At 56.2% G+C, this 19,409-nt stretch carries 12 protein-coding genes and 1 tRNA gene; 6 read left to right on the top strand and 7 right to left on the bottom strand.

Annotation, left to right across the window (positions count from 1 at the left end):
* The first annotated feature begins 87 nt into the window (after positions 1-87).
* The gene (locus CYJ17_RS04370) at positions 88-3,003 is read left to right on the top strand and encodes a Rib/alpha-like domain-containing protein (protein WP_087069834.1); all 2,916 of its coding nucleotides are present in this window, start codon (positions 88-90) and stop codon (positions 3,001-3,003) included.
* 80 nt (positions 3,004-3,083) lie between these two features.
* On the opposite strand, the gene CYJ17_RS04365 is transcribed toward CYJ17_RS04370, so the two are convergent.
* The 3 genes from CYJ17_RS04365 to CYJ17_RS04355 form a co-directional block, all read right to left on the bottom strand.
* Entirely contained in the window at positions 3,084-4,010 is a 927-nt protein-coding gene (locus CYJ17_RS04365) for a class C sortase (protein WP_143231793.1), read from the bottom strand.
* 100 nt (positions 4,011-4,110) lie between these two features.
* Entirely contained in the window at positions 4,111-5,703 is a 1,593-nt protein-coding gene (locus CYJ17_RS04360; protein WP_101595610.1) for a SpaH/EbpB family LPXTG-anchored major pilin, read from the bottom strand.
* A gap of 117 nt (positions 5,704-5,820) precedes the next feature.
* Positions 5,821-8,331, bottom strand: a complete 2,511-nt coding sequence (locus CYJ17_RS04355; protein ID WP_101595608.1) for a Rib/alpha-like domain-containing protein — start codon at positions 8,329-8,331, stop codon at positions 5,821-5,823.
* A gap of 718 nt (positions 8,332-9,049) precedes the next feature.
* Here CYJ17_RS04355 and CYJ17_RS04350 point away from each other — a divergent pair.
* Positions 9,050-9,406, top strand: coding sequence for a MarR family winged helix-turn-helix transcriptional regulator (locus tag CYJ17_RS04350; protein WP_244899296.1), 357 nt, complete (start codon positions 9,050-9,052; stop codon positions 9,404-9,406).
* Positions 9,407-9,426: 20 nt separating this feature from the next.
* On the opposite strand, the gene CYJ17_RS04345 is transcribed toward CYJ17_RS04350, so the two are convergent.
* On the bottom strand, positions 9,427-10,335 hold the full coding sequence (locus CYJ17_RS04345) for a LysR family transcriptional regulator (protein ID WP_087069840.1): 909 nt from the start codon (positions 10,333-10,335) through the stop codon (positions 9,427-9,429).
* Positions 10,336-10,761: 426 nt separating this feature from the next.
* Between CYJ17_RS04345 and CYJ17_RS04340 the strand changes: the two genes are divergently transcribed.
* Both CYJ17_RS04340 and CYJ17_RS04335 read left to right on the top strand, forming a co-directional pair.
* The gene (locus CYJ17_RS04340) at positions 10,762-11,037 is read left to right on the top strand and encodes a hypothetical protein (RefSeq protein WP_087069841.1); all 276 of its coding nucleotides are present in this window, start codon (positions 10,762-10,764) and stop codon (positions 11,035-11,037) included.
* Positions 11,030-11,848, top strand: a complete 819-nt coding sequence (locus CYJ17_RS04335; protein WP_087069842.1) for a zeta toxin family protein — start codon at positions 11,030-11,032, stop codon at positions 11,846-11,848. Before CYJ17_RS04340 ends, CYJ17_RS04335 begins: the two co-directional genes overlap by 8 nt.
* Before the next feature lie 108 nt (positions 11,849-11,956).
* Here CYJ17_RS04335 and CYJ17_RS04330 read toward each other — a convergent pair whose 3' ends face one another.
* On the bottom strand, positions 11,957-12,283 hold the full coding sequence (locus CYJ17_RS04330; protein ID WP_087069843.1) for a DUF3024 domain-containing protein: 327 nt from the start codon (positions 12,281-12,283) through the stop codon (positions 11,957-11,959).
* Positions 12,284-12,384: 101 nt separating this feature from the next.
* Positions 12,385-12,714: a hypothetical protein gene (locus CYJ17_RS04325; RefSeq protein WP_143231794.1), complete on the bottom strand. Its 330-nt coding sequence runs from the start codon at positions 12,712-12,714 to the stop codon at positions 12,385-12,387.
* Between the two features lie 293 nt (positions 12,715-13,007).
* On the opposite strand from CYJ17_RS04325, the gene CYJ17_RS04320 reads away from it, so the two are divergent.
* Positions 13,008-14,432: an IS3 family transposase gene (locus CYJ17_RS04320; protein ID WP_087069845.1), complete on the top strand. Its 1,425-nt coding sequence runs from the start codon at positions 13,008-13,010 to the stop codon at positions 14,430-14,432.
* Positions 14,433-14,537: 105 nt separating this feature from the next.
* Here CYJ17_RS04320 and CYJ17_RS04315 read toward each other — a convergent pair.
* Positions 14,538-14,611 (bottom strand) — tRNA-Met (locus CYJ17_RS04315).
* Positions 14,612-15,115: 504 nt separating this feature from the next.
* Between CYJ17_RS04315 and CYJ17_RS04310 the strand changes: the two genes are divergently transcribed.
* Positions 15,116-19,393: an FIVAR domain-containing protein gene (locus tag CYJ17_RS04310; RefSeq protein WP_101595339.1), complete on the top strand. Its 4,278-nt coding sequence runs from the start codon at positions 15,116-15,118 to the stop codon at positions 19,391-19,393.
* Positions 19,394-19,409 lie beyond the last annotated feature (16 nt).

Genomic DNA, 19,409 nt, shown 5'->3' with positions numbered 1-19,409 from the left:
CAACCCGCCGATACCTCCGGTACCGTGTCACTTCAAGTCATCACTTTTAGTTCACTATGGCGGGCACTATTCACCCAAGGGGCCACTGTGGGAAACCGTCGAAAAATCCTCGCCACCGCATGCACGGCGCTTCTGGCGCTCACCTTAACGGCGCCGCTCGCCGCAACCGCCCTCGCCCATGGGAACGACGGCGCACACCACCCCCTCACCCGCGAAACTGCCGCCATGATCGCGAGCGGGGAAATCCGCCTTCCCGATGGCCGGGTGGATTCGCTCCTCTACCAGCAGCCGGTGCTGGTGCCGGATGCGGATGATGATGGTGATGGCCTGCGCAATAGCCTGGAGCTGTACACCTATTCGCAGGGCGGGCGCACCTACTACGGCTATAACACTCACCCGCGCCTCGAGGATAGCGACGGCGATGGCCACATCGATTCCGCGGACCGCGAGCCCCTGGTCTGGAATATCAGCTCGCGCGATATGGCGCTTTTTATGGAGCTCTCCTACCGCGATGACCCGTATATCAAAAAGGTCCTCAACCGCCACGCCGAGCTCACGGATCTGCACAAGGACCGCCAGGAATACGCCCTCATGAATAAGGAGCTCGCGCCTTTCTGGCGGATGCGGCAGTCCTTCCACGAATCCAACGGTTTCGACGCGGTGCTTTTCGAAAACACCAGTAACTACGTCCACCTGCCCAAGAACTCGGTGCAGGTCTTGGCGGTGCGCGGCACCAGCGCCGCCAGCGATTACGACGACGACCTCAACCTCTTCTTCGGTACCGACCCGGACCAGGCCCTTAGCATGAAGAACACCCTCCTCCACCTGGGCCGCGATGAGTCCATCAACAACCTCTACGTAACCGGCCATTCCCTCGGCGGCTACCTCGCCGCCCGCGGCCTGGTGGAGGCCGAAAAGCACCATATCACCGCCTATAAGCAGGCCTTCACCTTCAACGCCCCGAAGGTCCGCGGCAACGCTTTCAACAACTGGCTCAATGACGTAAACACCACCATCAGCCGCCTCACCGCTCAGGGCCGCGCCCGGCATTACATTGTGGATAATGATTCCACTATCGCGCCGGTGGGCACTTTCGATGGCGCCCTCAGCATCGGCACTTCCGCGAACGGCCACGGCTCGCGTTCCTATTTCGAAGAACGCATCAATACGCTCCCCGACTGGATGGGCACCGATTTCCGCGTTGGCAAGCGCCACGAGATCCACCAGAGCGGCTACCGCCAACCCAACCTCAGCGAACTCCACTACACCACCGTGCTCACCGACGCCGAGGTGTACCAGCTTTCCGCCACCCCCGAAACCATCCTCGAGGGCGGCTCCGTCAATATCCTGGACAATATCAGCGCCACCCCGGCGCTTCCGCCCACGGCCCGCGTCGAGGACATCACGGATTATTCAACTCTTTCACTCGCAACCGCGCGCCCAGAACCATATATGGCCACGGCTCGGGTCACCTTCACCGATGGCTCAAGCTCCACCGTCACCGTCCCCATCCAAGTCACCAAGCCGCCCAGCAGTGTGCCCACCGTCGCGCCCACGCAGCCTGCGTTGCCCACCGCCAACCCCGATGACCTCACGGAGATTCTCACCCCGGAAGCCCCCGAGCTCCAGCAGGGCCCGGCTGGCCAGTGGGATACCATCACCTACCCCACGTACCCCACGTCGGATCCGCGCGCCCAGGCCTTGCGCTACAGCGAAGAAACCCTGAACGAGTCCGCGGAGCCGGGCCACGAATCCAAGACCGTCCGCATCACTGTCGCCCTCGCGCAAACAGCTCCCGCCCAGTATCGCCTCCCCGATCCGGCCCCCAGCTGGACTTTTACGCTCCGCAAGCAGCCGAAACTTGAGGTGCCTTTCCCGCCGGCGCCGGCGCTGGTGCGCAGGGATGATTGCCGCCAGCCCGCCACCTTGTCTTTTGACGCTATCCCGTGGGCGCGCCTGGTCTACACCTATGATGTTCAAGCTTTCGATAGCGCCGGCCAGGCAACCTCCGATCCGCTGCGCATCGCCCGCTACCGGGTTCACGCGACCCTGCGTCCGGAGAATCTCGGCAGCTACCACGTGCTGGCGGGCGATTCTGGCTGGAGCGATACCGAGGGCCTCACCTATGAATTCGATGCCGCGCCGAATTGCCGTCCGGTCACGCCCCGCGCGCCGCTTGTGTTGCCCGCGCCCGAGCATGGTGGTTACGGCACGGTGCAGGCGCCGGTGTACGGGGAGTCTGATCCCTTGCGCGATATTTTCGTCTATACAATTGCGAACGGCGGCTACAATGCGGCCGGGGAACCTGAGGAGAACGGCCCGTATTCATTAACGACGGCGCAGCTCACCGAGCAAGCGGCTAAGCAGTACCGCATCGCTGATCCCGGGTCGGATGATGGGTATCGCCTGGCGGGTGAGGAGGCCCGCTGGGTCATCAAGCTGCCTTTCCTCCCCTATTGGGCGCTTCCCAGCGATGCCCCGACGGCGGATCCTCTGCCCACTGGCCACCCGGGCGCCTACGTGCCCACCACCGCACCAACCGCAGATGCCCTACCTACCGGGCATCCAAGCGAATATGTTCCTACGATTGCCCCAACCGCAGGACCATTGCCAACCGGGCACCCGTCTGCATACGTTCCGCAAACTGCCCCCACTGCCGACGCTCTGCCCACCGGGCATCCAAGCGAGTATGTACCTTCCGATGCGCCCAGTGCAGATGTCCTGCCTACCGGGCATCCGACAGAGTATGTCCCGCAAACGGCGCCTGCTGCTGATGCGCTGCCCACTGGCCATCCAAGCGCCTACGTACCTACCGACGCACCAACGGCGGAAGCTTTACCAAGCGGACAGCCTTCTCCCTCAAGTTCGCCATCCGCAGCTCCCACGCCGAGTAACCAGCTTGTCGCGAGCGGTGCCCCCACTGTCTGGTGGCTGACCGCAGCAGCGGCCGCAGCTACGGCCGGTTTCCTTGTTATACGAAGGAACCACGAAGCCCACATTTAATAGGCCCCGCCGACAAAAGATGCCCCGCGCCGATCAAGCGCGGGGCATTTTTTTCTCGTCTTGAACTCAGAACACAGAAATTATTCTTTAAGGGCATGCTTGGGCGCGTGCCGATTCTTTTCATCTTTTCGTCTACGAAGCCCGGCAAAAATAATCATCGCGCAAATGGCAAGGGCTGCAAGGATTGCGAAGATGAAGAGGGTCATCCACCATGACCATTGGTGCCCAGCCGGCGGCGGCTCAACTCGGTCAGGTAATACCCGCTCACCGGTGACCAGCAAGCGATGCGAATTAATACCATAAGGGGTACAGGTAATCAGCGTGGCAAGATCACGTCCTGTTTGGCGTTGCAGCAGCTTAATATCTGTCGGATCAACAACGTTGATGTCCGTAACTTTGTATTGGAGCGTGGTGCCCTGCACGTTGATATAAAACATATCCCCACTGTCCAGATGGTTGAGCTGGTCGAACATCGTGGAATTTGGCAGGCCCGAGTGCGCGGTAATAATAGCGTGCCTATCGGTTCCGCCAACGGGTAGGTCGCTGCCGTACAGGTGCCCTGCACCACGCTGCAAGGTCTCATAGGAGGTTCCGTGGTAAACGGGCAGATTAACTCCAATTTCGGGGATCGTCACGGTCGCCATCGCCCCGGCTGGTTCGTTGAGAGTCTCTAAGTATTTTTCGAAATCTGCGAGGTCGTCAGCCTTGGCTGGGATATCAGTATGGGAGTAGGGATCGGTGAAGGTACCCGCTTTTCGATTCTTGTTGTACTCGCGTGCGGACTCCAGGTGATCAAGGGCTACCTGTTCCGCTTGCTTATTAACATGCCCAACGTAGTCTTGGACAACGAGTTTGGCTTGATAATTGTTCCAGAGTGTAGATACCAGCGGGTATGCCAGGCATAGCGTTCCCGCGAGTACAAGCAGGAGCGCGCGCATGAATCGGGGGCGCTTAGAGTTCGCCCGCTTTTTCATTTTCACAAAATCCCTAAAATCTAATGGTTGCAAATGATGAATATATGGCTGAGCGACGCCGCCCCTCCTCGGAGGTGTGAAGGGCGGCGCCGCTACTTTTCCAGACTGGAAAAGGTGCTAAACCAGAGTGTATTTAGTTTTCTTTACGGGACTTGGAAGAGCGCACGAACATCGCCGTACCGCCACCAACAAGTCCAAGACCAATCAAAGCGAACAGACCAACACCAAAAGCACCGGTCTTTGGCAGATTGAACCAGAAGGTGGAATCCGCCTTGGCAACGTTTTCTACCTTAAACTCGAAGAAGCCTCGCTTATTCACCGTATTAGCGTTTACTTCTTCGGGCTGTGTAGCACGAACGTAATCATCGGGAGCTTCTGTTTCAACTGCATAGAACCTATCCTCAGACTTAACCAGAACCTCTGCAGTGAAACCATCCTCGCCGGAGACCAAGTCGCCAAGAGCTGAAGCAGCCTTGCAATTATCTCCCGATGGATCTGCGGCACACTTGATCGCCTCCTGCTCATTGGCAAAGAGCTTGAATTTGGCGCCCTTAATGGCTGTTCCGTTCTTTGCTGAGACCTTCTTGATTTTCATCTTTAGGAACTTGGTTTCCGGATTAGGAGTGGGCCCACCTGGCTTGTTATCTCCAGGCGTCACGGGGCCAGAGGGGGTTTCACCTGTTCCATGACCGGGAGTAAAACCATATTTGTTAATAACAGAGCCAGGTGCGGTCTTAGCAACTACAAAGTCGAGTTTTACCGCGATCTTAACAGCCTTGGACTTGTTAGCCTCCATATTAGCTTGAGCAACAATCTTTTCCAGGCCCTTATCGGTAAATTCGACCTTGATGCGACTACGCGTATCATCACCCGGAGTGTCAGCAACGCTAACGCTGTAGTCGGTATCTTTAGTCAAATCAGTTCCCTCTACCGTAACCTTGGTGACGGCAGCGGGTTTGCTAGCGTTGTCATATGCAGTTTTGAGTGCGTCATCAAAAACGTTGAAACCGACAATATCATCCTTAGTGAGCTCGTTACCACCGTTGGAATCCTTTGTTTTATTCAAATCAGCCGTAATGGTGTAGCCAATTGTATCCCCGGCACCAACTAACGCACTCGTGTCGGCAACTTTGGTCACCTTAGAGGTCAAGTCCTTATTCTTTGGCTTGACGACCACGTTATAGTCGAAAGTAGTTGTTTTCTGGGCGGTGCCGTTAATCTGAGGAATTGTTACGTAGAAAGTCTTGACCTCGCTTGAGTAACCAGAGGGAACCTTAGACTCAGCCACCTGGTACAAGCCCACGGCCTTATTTTCGAACTTAGCTACGCCATCAGTTCCGGTTTGCTTTTTTTCGGGATTCCCCAGCTCGAGTTGACTATCCGTCATCGTGCCATTATTGAGATTATCAACATTCTTGGCAAGTTCGCGCCAACCAGCCATGGTGTTGAGCGTGACCGGTTTGTTATTGATTTTATTAACCTGCTTGACGGTGAATTCTGCTCCAGCAACCTTGGCCGTAGGTTCTCCGTCTTTGGCTTTCTCGATGGTGATAGAGCCGGTTGCCGGGGCCCCTTTATCCCAGGGTGCAACATTACTGTCCGCCGCTGAGGCACCGGCGATGCCCGTGGCGACCAGCCCCAAGGTCGCGGCGCAGGCCACCGCAACCTTACGGATTTTCGTGATTAACATGGTTGTTTCCCATTCCTTTTCTTTGTAGATGACCAAAGCTGATCAGTTTTGAGAAGTTGAATTGTTTCCGACGAAGATGACTTCGCCCGAATTTTGGGTATACGGGCCCCGCAGAGGAACTTCATTCACCTCGGCGCAGTCGATTGGTTGGATTTAGTTTCGGTACCGATAGCTACTCCTTGCACACCATCCGGCCAGAGCGATACAGCTCGCAAATGCAATCACGGCCAAGGCTGGAGTAACGCCCACTCCACCAGTTTTTGGCATGACGAGCTGCGGCACCACGGTAATTTTGATGGTCTTGACATCCCAGATAAGTCCTTTACCAGCAAGTAGCGTAGAAGCATACAAGGAATTAATAGAGCCATCTGGCATGAGTTTGTCTTCCCCGCCAGCGGTGCTCACAAAACCGCTCATATTTGACGACGCGAAGAAGGAGCATTCATAAATCCCCGGCCCCATCGGATGCTTACCACCCGGTGAGTCAATGAAGCTCGTTGTAGAACGGGCATCGACACCGTCTTGTTTATAGATAATCCCGGGTTTCTTCATACCCGTGCGAGCGAAATCGGCTTCCTGGGCCTCGGTTGCTTTGGGCCAATAATTGACCGGAGATCTCAACTCCCAACCGTTAATAGCGCCTCGATAGATCGTCTCAGGAATCCCGTCGAATCTCTTCTTCGTGCAAACCGTCTTAAAACGGATCTTGTCTACCACCTTGAGTTTCTGGGAGGCAGAAATATCCACCACGGGGTCGAGAGGCTGCCCCTCCGCAAGAACAATATCGCTGACCGGAATCAAACCACGAGTAACTTGTAGCTTGAAGTCACCGGGAACCAAACCTGATTCAAGGACCTTCACCGGAGCGACAATGACACTGGTTGTGTTATCCGGATATACTACCTTCACCGGCACGGAGTAATCATTTGGATTAGTGGTTCGATCCGGAGTTAAGGTGATCTCACCGGTATTCTTGTCGACTTTAGCCCAAGGAATCGTACTCGCTGGTTCCTTATAGAACTTCGTGCCCTGTGGCAGGGAACGGGTAGGATCCTTCGGCGGTTCAACCTTGCCAGTTTCGCCGGCTTTGACCGTCACCGGTTTGTAAGCAGGACGATAAAAATCTGAGAACTTATCCGGTTTTGTAACTTCGACCGGTGCAGTGATCTTTTCCATCGACCCATCCGGGTATGTCACATCAACCGGGATTGAATAGTCTTTCGGAGTCACGTCGAATCCTGGTTTTAGATCGATGGATCCGTCGGATTTCATGGTTGCCCACGAATAATCGCGTTTACCCTCAGCGGTTATTTCGAAACGAGTACCCGAAGGCAGTTCGCGTTCATAATCTTTGGGTGCCGCAACGGTCTTGGTCTTTCCTGCCTGCACCTCAGTCTTTTGGTAGACCGGCGCATAGAGATTAGCCTGAACAATTACTTCGATGTCGAGTTTCGTCAGGTTATACTGAGGTGGCCGGCAGTTATCCACTAGAGGATAGTTAACGGTCACTTCAAATGGCACCGTTTGACCGCGGTTCGTCTTTGAGGGACTAAATAGCAACTCGCCGGTATCTTCATTGAAAAAGACCTGGTTTTCTTTGACGTCACGGGTATAGACCCTCTGGATAGAATTCGGGAGGCTCTGCGGCAAAGCGAATTTAGTGCCAGCGGGAAAATTCCTAAACGACTGCTTCGAGGAATCCTCAACGAAATGCCAGCTGCCCTGCCCTGAGTTATCGTAGTCCAGCTTACCCTGCGGAATATACGGCTTAACAGCCACAACTTTGCCATATTCGGCTTTCACCGTGGGGTATTTGACTGCACCGGAGTATGGATCTGTCCCATTTTCTTTTTCTTGGACATCGGTCATTCCATCGCCATCCATGTCGTACGGCCCGTAGGAGATAAAATGATTTTCCCAACTTGAGACGCTATTAGATGAGTTATAGCCAACCATGACCGGTTCGTTCTCAACGTCGAAGTCCTGCTCCACTTCGGCAGTAATCATCCACCGGTGATATACATTGGTGCCCGCTTCATACGACCACAACGAACGACCGAACTTCCCACCATTCTTCCACTCTGTCAGCTGACACACCTGCGAAGAACCAGCTGACGAGCCGTGAAGTGGATCTGTCTGAATAAAGCCTTTATCCCAATGCTCGTCAAATCTAGGTTCCGGCCAAAGACCAGCATCACGCGTATCGGAAGCGTCAAAATCACCAATAGTCTGTTGATGCGCAACAGTTTCCCATTGCCATTTCATGCCGCCAAAAACGAATTTTTGCACCTCTTTTTCGCGAGTAATGCGGATGGTTTCGTCGATCAGCCCCTTGGGTAAATAGACATTGAGCCACGCGCGGCCCGAAAAAGCAGCCGGGGACTTTTCTCGATTAAAATGGGCGATATAAGTGACCAACTTCCGACCATTCGGAAGATTGACACTCGAATGATCAACGTCCACAAGCTTGTGGGTGTTGTGAAGATCGGAGTGGTTAGAGGTATACCAAACATAGCCTTCTGGGCCCCACCACACTTTTGCCGCCATCGCGTTCCAGCCGGGAGTAAATATTGTGATTCCACCGATTAGCATGAGGGCAAGGATGGCGATCATTAAGCGACGAAGACCGCTGACCGCACGCGAAGCACACTTGACGAAACCCATTTAAAACTTCCCAAAAGTCGGTTAGATAGCGAGGAAATGGACTTTTCAGAGGATAACGATTCGGAAAGATGCATACAATAAGAGAGCGGATTTAATTTATTGGATGCTTTTCGTCTATTTATTGCCAACCGCTTAGCAACATAGAGACGCCGGAGCTGCGTCGTCGTACTTATGGCCAAAAATGCGCGAAACGGTTGCGCTACAGCGCCACTCAGATTTGTCTGACACGTGTGAAAAATTTGAGGTTCGGATAACGAAAAAGCTATCGAGAGTGCGATACGTTACGTTTAGGAAACCTTGAGCGCGCGAAAAAATCAGACAAAATCGGCACAACAGTCCATTTTTCCATGCATGTTTATAAATCGGCGTAACTATTAATAATCGTTCTCAACTCTGTCTATTCTATCTAAGGGGGTGTATAGTTGGGCGCATGTCTAGCAGGCGCAACTCACGCACAGAAAGCACCCCCCCCCCCCGCTTTCCGCCTGCCCTCGGATTCGAGTAACAAGATTTACATCCCGCAATACTGATCGTTTCTAGGCAAGACCAGTCCGAAACGATTTCACGCAACGGGCGAACCGAGCCATCAAACCAGGCTTTACGGAAGGACTGTCTTGTGAGTGTAAGGGTTAATTCACTTTCGAATGATGAGCAGCAAGCATGGCAAGAATACTTGCGCGCGCATTCCTTGGCTATCGAAGCTGTAAATCGGGCGTTGATGGCGAATTATCGAATTTCCCTGCACGAATACGACGTTCTTTCGCACCTATCCAAGGCGAGCGGCCACAGCTTGCGCATGACCATTTTAGCCGATCTTCTCACGCACTCTCGCGCGCGGACCTCGCAAACCGTGAGCCGCTTGGAACGGCGCGGGCTTGTTCACCGCTCCATTAGTGCAGACGATGCCCGCGGCATCAATGCCACCCTTACCGGCTCCGGCCTGGCGTTATTGCGCGCGGCCACTCCGATTTTTGCGTCGCTGGTGCACGCCTATCTGGTGGACAAGCTGGGGCGGATTGAGTTTCAGCGGATGTCGGGTGAAGCTGGGGCGGGGCAGCGCGGGCCTCTGAGTTAGCGTCCTTTCGGGAGCGCGATTCAAATCGTGTAGAAATCGGTCTCTAAGCCCGGCTGCTGCGCACATACCCCGCGTGCCGCTTCCAGGAATGCGAGTTCGACGCGCGTGAGGGCGCGGGCCGGATCCCACACCAGGCTCATGCCCGCGCTTGTGGCGGGAGCGAGCGGGATGAACATCAGGCCCAGATGCGAACAGCGCCCGGCCGAGCAGTCATTGACAACCGCGTAGCCCACGCCGGCATCAACGAGTTGCGGGGCGTTGTAGACGACGTCGTAAATCACCTGGCATTGTTCGCCGTGGTCATCGAGCCAGGTGGCCAATTGCCGGTGCCCGACGCTGTCGTCCGGGCAGATGAGCGGGACGCCTTCGAGTTCCTCCAGGGTGACGGATTCCTGGGCGGCGAGCGGAGAACTTGCGGGAACCAGGATGCCCCAGCGATCGCGCGTGGGGAGGGCGAGGCGTTCATAGCCGGCCAGGTCCCAGGCATCGGGAGTGATGGCGAAAGATAGCAGGCCGCTGGAGAGGCGTTCGAGCACCGTTTCGCGGCGAATCCGGCGGAGCGTGACGCTCACGCCGGGGTGGTTATCGCGCAGGCTCTTGATCGCTTGGGAAATATCCGCGACCGCGGCGCTCTCAACGGTGCCGATGACGATGTGCCCGCCAATCTCACCGTGGAGCATGCTGAACTCTTCAACGGTGCGGCGCGAGAGGTTGAGGATTTCGCGGGCCCGGCCGGCGAAAAGGATGCCCACCGGGGTAAGGCGAACGCCGCGGCCGGAGCGATCCAGGAGTTCCTGGCCGAGAGTCTTCTCCAATTCGCGAATCTGCTTCGTCACCGAAGGCTGGCTACAACCAAGCTCAGTAGCGGCATCCTTGACGGACCCGACCCGGGCGACCATCACGAAAGCCTCCAAGTGCTGAAGTTTCACTGATTTCCTCCCCTATGCATGCCCCATGCCCCTTGTGGACAACGTGAATGGATTCACCTTGCCCAGTTTAGATATACAGGCTGAACAATGCGAAAACAACTAGGAAAACCGCCCGCTGGGACGTCAGTCCTAGAATAAGTTTCCAAGGGCGGGGAGGCAAGGGGGAGAATGACCGCTGGGTACGTCCGTGATGAGCGTCGTCGATGAGCATCGTCTCCTCATAGGCTTTGGCGCTCGTGGATTTTGGGTCTTGATTGACGGCTGTTTGTTGGTTAGCGTGGTGCTTACGACGAGTCCCGTGAGGAAGCGTTGTCGCCGGGTCCTCGAAGAGGACCCGTGCTTTTTATGGTGTCATGTGGGCTTGTCGGGCACTTGGTAGCTCCGGCTACTCGTCCCCTTTAGGATGGAAACGAAAGAGAGGGGTGCATGGTGGCTGTACCTTATGAAATGTATTCGGACACGGTGCTGTACGACGTGTTCTACGAAGCCGGGACGCTGCTGGGCGCGCGCTACATTTCGCTTTCACGCCAGGCTCGTTTGGCAGGCGATGAGCCACTCGAAGTTGCGTATCGAGGCAAATACGTAGAGTTGGTTGAGCAGCGCAACGCTGTGCACTGGAAAGACCGGGCCGGGCAGATTCGCTGCATTAACTCCTGGAACGCACTGCTTGAGCATCTACCCACCACGCTCTCGCATGTGTGATTTCGACATTCGTGAAGAGTGGCTCAAGAACGTTGCGCCGAGCATTTTTGCGAAAGCACGAGCCTCGCGTGCTCCGGTCTCGATTTTCCTCGGTGGGCAGCCCGGCGCAGGTAAAACTATCGGGCAAAGAGCCCTCTTAGCCCGGTATAGCGAGGAGAACATCACCCAGATTATTGGGGACGACCTGCGGGCTTTTCACCCGGACTACCAGTGGTTGATCCGCAATGATCCCCTGCGGATGCCCGACGTGACTGCGGCTGCATCGGGGCAGTGGATTGCCATGTGCATGCAGTGGGCGATACAGAATTCGTTTTCCACGCTCGTGGAAGGCACCTGGCGTAACACCACGATGATCATCGAAGAAGCCGGCAAAGCCCGGAAGGCCGGCCGGCGCACCCACGCTGTGGTGGTGGCAGTCCCGCCGCTGCTTTCGCAAGTGGGATTGCTGGAACGCTTTTACTTGGATCAGCTCGCGGGGCGCACCTCCCGCTGGACGCCGCCCCAGGCACACGAGGTAGCTGTTGCAGCTCTTGAACGGACCGTTGCCGCGGTATGTGCCAGCGATACTCGCTTTGACCGGTTCACGGTCATGAACCGCGACGGTGACTACCTCTACGATGAAGCGCCAGGTCCGGGCGGCGTGCTGGCGTTTCAAGATGCGTTTCACAGGACTCTTAGCGATGCGGAAAAGGCACAACTTGCCCGCAATCTCCCGGCGCTTGAAGAAGGCGTAACGCGTTTTACTCCCGATGATTCCGAGGTTCGTGGGTTCATGGATGACATTCGCGCGGCAGTGAGCGATATTGGTTAGTGCGTTCGTACGTGACGCGGCGAAGGTAGCCATTCAGGAAGCCGCGGGTGAACGCAGGTTAACTCTGCACGACTAGCGCAACAAGAATCGCACGCTCAGCGCAAGGAGCTATCCGAAGAAGATCGGGTCATTGGAGTTCTCGATGTAGTCGAGGAGGTCGTCCACGAGCAGGCTGGGCTCAATATCGTATGCGTGGAACTTTTGGTTTCGGTCGCACCAGTACAGGCTCCACTGTTTCCGGATGTAGCGCAGGCGCGCAACCGGAGCACGCGTTGGCCCGCCCACGCCGTTCCACGCCGGGCGCACTTCGAGGATAGTCACGATGTAATTGTTGGTAACAGCGAACTCGTACCTGAGTTCATCTTTGAATGAATCGGGGACGAGCGCGTCACACCAGCGCTCGATACGGCGCAGAGTGATTTCGGGAATAGCCATGCGTACATGGTAAGAGATCATTCCTTAGGGGGTGTATCCCCCTGATTTCAGTTCGGGTTGCACCGCTTCCGATCCAGGGGATTGGTAGCGGTGGCATCTGTTTAGAACGTGAAGAAGTCCTTTTGTTCCCGCAGGCGCTTTTGCATTTGAATCTCCATCTTGAGATTCGCTCGCAGCATCGCAATCTCCCCGGAGCGTCGTTTCTTCGCTGAGACCCTCTGTCCCGGATTAGCAATGATCTCAGCGGCTTTCGAGGCGCCTCTTTGGGCCGCTTGCCGTCGTGTTGTCATTGCCGGATCGCCCCTCTCGAATCTTCTTTGATGAATGTTTCCGGCACCGATTGGGCTAATAGACAAATGGTGGGTCTTATACCCGGACTTTTCCTTGCCATGCCAATGAAAAGTCGACCTTATTGAGGTCACGTAGCTCAATAAGCTGACTTCCTTGACATGCGTTGCGCGACATGCCTCGACGGAAAACTCGTTACGTCCGGGCTGCCACGCGACACAGTCATGGGGTGGGCAGAGGTGTCAGAGTGCGCTTTCTGGGCCGTGTAGGCGCCATAGTGCGCGTTAGAGACACGAAATCAGGTGCAACCCTCGCACTTTGTTTGTGAACCCAGTTCGTACGGCTCCGAGCTGGATTCAGGCCAACGACACGCCGTCATTAGACCCACTTTTGGGGGTGCGGACGGTTTCCTAGAGATTTTTAAGGAGAACGTTCAATGAGTAAGCGTACGTACACGAGAGAGCAGATCCGTAAAGCCCTCACCACCTACCAACGCACGCAATCGGTAACCGCCACAGTCCGTAAACTGGGCTACCCAGGCCGAGACACGCTCTACAAATGGATCCGGAATAGCAACGAGAAACCAGAGCAGAGAAAACCGAAGAAACACGCCCCTAACCAGAAAATATCAACGGACGTGAAAGTAACTGCCTGCAAGCGATTCCGCAGCGGGGAAAACGCCTACACTATCGCCCAGGATCTAGGAATCGTGAACTGCACAAACATCTATGCTTGGGTTAAAAAGTGGGATGCGGAAGGCAGTCTAGGACTCATGAACGAGAAAGAATGCGACCAGATCAAAGCGAAAACCCGCCACCAACTGGAAGCCCAGCTACCCCAAGACCCGGAAGAATTACGTGCTCTTGTAGCCGATTTAATCGTGCAGAAACGCGTCTTGAAAGCCCAGCTCGAGCTAGCAAAAAAAGGAAAAGCCCGCACAGGCGGGCGCAGTGAAGCGGTAGAGAAAACACGGGTAGCTAACCAGCTACGCTCTACCACGCCGCTAGCCATGGTCTTAGATACCTTGGATTTGCCGGCAAGCTCGTACTATTACACCGCTAAACAGCTAGAGCGGCCTGACAAGCATGCTCGCTTGCGTGAGTTGATCGCTCAGATCGCGCGCGAGGGCTTGTATACGTATGGGTATCGGCGTATCCGTTTAGCGCTTAGAAAGCTTGGGTATGTGGTCTCGGAGAAAGTCATCCAGCGCTTGATGCGGGAAGAGGAAATCCCGGTCAGGTATGCCAAAGCACGCCGGAAGTACTCTAGTTACGGCGGGGAGATCAGCCCGGCACCGGAAAACCTAGTCGAGCGTGACTTCCACGCTGATGAGCCCGGACGGCTTTGGCTCACGGATATCAGCGAGTTCCACGCAGCTAACGGGAAGGTTTATCTCTCCCCGATTATTGACTGTTATGACGGGAAAGTCGTGGCGTATACGAGGGGATTACACCCAACCTCAGTGTTGGCTGATTCCTCCCTTGAAAACGCCCTGGCAACCCTCCCGCACCAGCGTCTAAACGAGCTACAAGCCGGCCAGAGTGAGCATCCACTCGTGATCCATTCGGATCGGGGAGTCCACTACCGGTCTGTGTCCTGGATTGAGCTTACGCGGCGTTACGGGTTGACGCGGTCGATGTCGAAGAAGGGGTGTAGTCCGGATAATTCTGCTTGTGAGGGGTTTTTCGGGCGGATGAAAACCGAGATTTATCACGGGAAGAAGTGGGCTACAACCGATGAGTTATGCGAGGCGATAGACGAGTATATGTTCTTCTATAACCAGAAGCGTATTACCTTGAAGTTCGATGGTTTAACGATTGTGGAGCATCGTCAAGCGGTTTTAAGCGATAATGTCCAATAAACAGTCCGCAGCCCCTTTTGTCTATTAACCCCACCGATTGCCATTCTGGGATGCAGTGAAGGCCGGGATCCCAGCAACTTTTCGTTGGGATCCCAGCCTTTTTCGTGGCGGGAAGAGGATTTGAACCTCTGACCTCCGGGTTATGAGCCCGGCGAGCTACCGAACTGCTCCATCCCGCGGCGACTTTTCTACTATACCCGACTCCTCACGTTCGCGCAAGTGTGATCTGCAACCTCCCGTTTAGTCCACCACGTCCACCACGTACACCACAACACCCGCCACCACGCCACGCAAGCTGCCAGCCACCCGATTCATTCCATTTCAGCCAGCATTTACCGCGTATATTCGCCCTGGTTATACGTGTGAGAGGCGTCAAAATTACCTGTGGCCAAAGTCCTCAAGAGTCAGTTATATTAAGCAATATACGCAACCCTGAACTATATTCAGCATTTGCGTTTTTATGTAATTGCGGACGAAATCTCACCGATCCCCGTCCACAACTACGTCTCAACCACGAATGTAAAGGTAGTTATGCGAACCACACTGCGTTTTCGGGGGGGGCAAAACGCGCCTTTAGCGCCGCCCTCGCCGGATTATTAGCGACAACGGCGCTCGCGGTCCCCGCGAGCGTTCTGGCAGCAGAAACGGGCGGCTCCGAGGCCGCTCCGGATCCGAATGCCACAATGCAACCGTACGAAAAAGGCAAATCAGACGACTACTACCACGGGCTTCTGCAAGCGCTGCCGGAAACCGTGAAGAATAATGACCTTGCCGATAAGGCCCTCAACGACGCCGTCGCGGCTCTCAACCTGGAACCCGGCGCAGTTAAAGAAGTAACTGAGCTCGGCGGATGGAAGGCTATCAACAGCGGTAAGTTCGTGGTGGCCAAAGCTCGTGAAGACGGCCTGTACATCAACTCTATGGCCGGCACAGCTGTCGTCGAAAGCGACAACAATAAAGTTCAGTACTTTATTGACGAACAGGCAACCGGTAAGCATCCCTACCTTTTGGCACTCGGCCAGGGATACGATTCCCAAGGGTTCTACACCGGAGCTCAGAAGATTGACGGGAGCGAATTCGTCCAGCCTTTCTACGGCATCGAACGCAACTTCAAGGCCTACTCACCTGAAAATGGAAGCCGCGTCGTCGTCGATTTCTCGACCGGTTCCCTAGCACAGACGACTCGCCCGGCCGGCTATACCGTTCGGGTTCTCGCTACCCAAGATGGCACGGAGAAGGAATTCTACAAGGCTTCCTTCAATCCCAGCACCGGTGAGACAACGGACGAATACACCGTCACCGGCATTGGTGGGGGTAGTGGCCAGCCGATTTTCGATAAGACTCCTGCTACGGAAACGGAAATCGCAAATGGAACGAGTATTCCTTATATTCAATACTCCACTACTCAAAGCGCTATGCAGCACGCCACTCAGTTCACGAACAAGACTCCGGTTGATCTGACTAGCGTGAAGTCAGGCGCTGTGGGGCACTTTACTTCCAAGCCCATTGATCTTCCCGCGGGCATCACGGACTACAAGGTTCAGATCACTCCTGACTTCGCATCTACCAGCGGGGTTTTCGAGAACTGGCACCATCCGGAAACCTTGAGATTGCAGCGCTCTGTGAAGCACTACGTCACCCCGATTTTCGAGGCCTTCTACGTGGATCAGAAGACTGATCCGGCCGCGAAGCAGCTGCTGCGCGAACAACTTGAGGCGCTCAAGAAGATCAAGGAAACCACGGTTGTTGATAAGTCCGACCCGTCGATTGCCAAGTTGGATGAGGCTATCGCTGCCGCTGAGGCGGCTGTATCTTCCGAGGAAATCAAGACTGCTGCGGATTACAAGAAGCTGAGCGAAGAGCTCAAGACGGCGAAAGACGAATTGATCGACATCGCTCCTGCTCTCGCCCAGATTAAGGCTGAACTGGAAAAGAAGACCGCTGAGATCGACCAGGCACCCGGCGCGCAGCCGGCTGATAAGGAAGCCGCCAAGAAAGCTGCTCAAGAGGCAGCGAATGCCGCCATTGCTGCTCTGAAGGCAGTCGCCGACAAGTCCGAAATCGACCCCGCCTTGCAGAACGGCCTGGAAGCCATCCGCGCGGTGACCGTCTCCGACAAGGACGCGCTCATCGCCAAGGTGAACGAGGACCCGACCTTCAAGGCGACCCCGGAGTACCAGAACACCAACGACCAGGTGTTCCGCAATGAGGACGGCACCCCGGATACCGCAAAGAACACCCAGGCAGCCGCCGCGAAGCAGGCTTATGACCAAGCCCTTGCCGAGGCGCAGAAGGTGATCGCTAACCCGACGGCCACTCAGGATGAGGTCGATGCTGCGCTTGATGCACTGAATACCGCACGCACCGAGGTGGAGAAGTACACGACCACCAAGGTCCCGCTCAAGAAGTCCTTGGATGAGAACGGCGTCGTCGAAAAAACCGATCCCATCTACGCGAACGCGACCCCCGAAGAACAGCAGGCCTACGACACCGCGGTTCAGGCCGCGCGCGATCTGTTCGCCAAGGGCGACGCGACGCAGGCCGAGGCGAATGCCGCGCAGGACGCGCTCGAGGCCGCGAAGGCTGCGCTGGATAAGCGCGCCACGGTCAAGGATAAGTTGCAGGCGAGCGTCGGTCAGGACGATGCCACCAAGGGCAGCCCGGCCTACACGAACGCGAGCGATGAGAATGCGCCTGAGGCTGTGAAGGAAGCTAAGAAGAACTACGACGCGGCTGTTGAGGCCGCGCGTAAGGTTCTCGATGACCCGAAGGCTACCCAGGCTCAGGTTGATGAAGCAACTAAGGCTCTGGACGATGCTCGCGCCAAGCTCACCGAGGCTGGCAAGACCGTCAAGGATAAGCTGGAAGCTTCGATTGGCAAGGACGAGGCGACCAAGGCCACGCCCGCTTACACGAATGCGAGCGACGAAAACGCGCCCGAGGCCATGAAGGAAGCGAAGAAGAATTACGACGCCGCTGTTGAGGCTGCGCGCAAGGTCTTCGAAGACCCCAACGCCACCCAGACCCAGGTTGATGAAGCGACCAAGAGCCTGGACGATGCCCGCGCCAAGCTTGAGGACACCGCGAAGACGGTGAAGGACAAGCTGGAAGCTTCGATCAACCAGGACGAGGCGACAAAGGCTGGCCCGGCTTACAACAACGCCTCCGGGGACAATGCCTCGGACGAAGCCAAGGAAGCGAAGAAGAACTACGACGCCGCTGTTGAGGCTGCGCGCAAGGTCTTCGAAGACCCCAACGCCACCCAGGCGCAAGTCGATGAGGCCACCAAGAACCTGGACGACGCACGCGCCAAGCTGACCGAAACGGCCAAGACCGTGAAGGATAAGCTTGAAGAGTCCATTGGCAAGGACGAGGCGACCAAGGCTGATCCGGCTTACACGAACGCTTCTGACCCGAACGCTTCGGACGAGGCTAAGGATGCCAAGAAGAACTACGACACCGCGTTGGACAACGCACGCAAGGTCTTCGAGGATCCGAATGCTACCCAGGCTCAAGTTGATGAGGCGACCAAGAATCTGGATGATGCCCGGGCGAAGCTGACCGAAACGGCTAAGACCGTCAAGGACAAGCTGGAAGCTTCCATCGGAAAGGACGAAGCCACCAAGGCTGACCCTGCCTACACCAATGCGAGCGACGAGAACGCGCCCGAAGCGGTGAAGGAAACTAAGAAGAACTACGACGAGGCTCTCGAGGCTGCGCGTAAGGTCTTCGAGGACCCGAATGCCACCCAGGCTCAGGTTGATGAAGCGACCAAGAACCTCGATGACGCACGGGCGAAGCTGACAGAGACCGCGAAGACGGACAAGGATAAGCTCGAAGCTTCCATCAACCAGGATGAAGCGACGAAGGCTGGCCCGGCTTACAACAACGCCTCCGGCGACAATGCCTCGGACGAAGCGAAGGAAGCTAAGAAGAATTACGATGCGGCTGTTGAGGCTGCGCGCAAGGTCTTCGAAGATCCGAACGCTACCCAAGCTGCCGTTGATGAGGCCACCAAGAATCTGGACGACGCTCGCGCGAAGCTGACAGAGACCGCGAAGACGGACAAGGATAAGCTCGAAGCCAGCATCGGCCAGGACGACGCGACCAAGGCCGGCCCGGCCTACAACAACGCCTCCGGCGACAATGCCTCGGACGAAGCGAAGGAAGCCAAGAAGAACTACGACGAAGCCCTTGAGGCTGCGCGTAAGGTCCTCGAGGATCCCAACGCCACCCAGGCTCAGGTAGATGAAGCGACCAAGAACCTGGATGATGCTCGCGCTAAGCTGACCGAAGCCGCCAAGACGGCTAAGGACAAGCTCGAAGCCTCCATCGGCCAGGACGACGCGACCAAGGCCGGCCCGGCCTACAACAACGCCTCCGGCGACAACGCCTCGGACGAAGCCAAGGAAGCCAAGAAGAACTACGACGAAGCCCTTGAGGCTGCGCGTAAGGTCCTCGAGGATCCCAACGCCACCCAGGCTCAGGTAGATGAAGCGACCAAGAACCTGGATGATGCTCGCGCTAAGCTGACCGAAGCCGCCAAGACGGCTAAGGACAAGCTCGAAGCCTCCATCGGCCAGGACGAGTCCACGAAGGCTGACCCGAAGTACTCCGCTGCTTCGGAAGATCTTCGTAAGTCCTATGACGATGCGCTTGCCAACGCCAAGCGAGTGCTCGCCGACGCGAACGCCACGCAGGCCCAGGTTGATGAGGCAACCGCGGCTCTCGATAACGCTCGCGCCGAGATCAGCGGCGTCAAGCTTCCCGAGAAGCCGGAGCAGCCCCAAGCTGAGGAGCCTCAGCCCGATCAGCCTTCCGAGCCCGGCAAGGTTGTGAAGAAGGTCAAGAAGAAGGCCCTCCAGCACACCGGTACTGAAGTCGCCATGAGCACATTCGTTGCGCTGGCGGCTGTCTCGGCCGGCGCTGCGCTGGTGAGCGTACGCCGCCGCAAGGCATAGTGCCCTAGCATTGGCC

The sequence above is a fragment of the Actinotignum timonense genome, from assembly GCF_002860685.3.
Lineage (GTDB): Bacteria > Actinomycetota > Actinomycetes > Actinomycetales > Actinomycetaceae > Actinotignum > Actinotignum timonense.
This window is presented reverse-complemented; position numbering and strand designations above follow the sequence as displayed.

What these genes read in the sequence shown, in the direction of transcription:
- CYJ17_RS04355 (WP_101595608.1), bottom strand. Translation starts at nt 8,331, where the DNA reads ATGGGTTTCGTCAAGTGTGCTTCGCGTGCGGTCAGCGGTCTTCGTCGC.
- CYJ17_RS04350 (WP_244899296.1), top strand. Translation starts at nt 9,050, where the DNA reads ATGGCGAATTATCGAATTTCCCTGCACGAATACGACGTTCTTTCGCAC.
- CYJ17_RS04340 (WP_087069841.1), top strand. Translation starts at nt 10,762, where the DNA reads ATGGTGGCTGTACCTTATGAAATGTATTCGGACACGGTGCTGTACGAC.
- CYJ17_RS04335 (WP_087069842.1), top strand. Translation starts at nt 11,030, where the DNA reads ATGTGTGATTTCGACATTCGTGAAGAGTGGCTCAAGAACGTTGCGCCG.
- CYJ17_RS04330 (WP_087069843.1), bottom strand. Translation starts at nt 12,283, where the DNA reads ATGGCTATTCCCGAAATCACTCTGCGCCGTATCGAGCGCTGGTGTGAC.
- CYJ17_RS04320 (WP_087069845.1), top strand. Translation starts at nt 13,008, where the DNA reads ATGAGTAAGCGTACGTACACGAGAGAGCAGATCCGTAAAGCCCTCACC.
- CYJ17_RS04310 (WP_101595339.1), top strand. Translation starts at nt 15,116, where the DNA reads ATGCAACCGTACGAAAAAGGCAAATCAGACGACTACTACCACGGGCTT.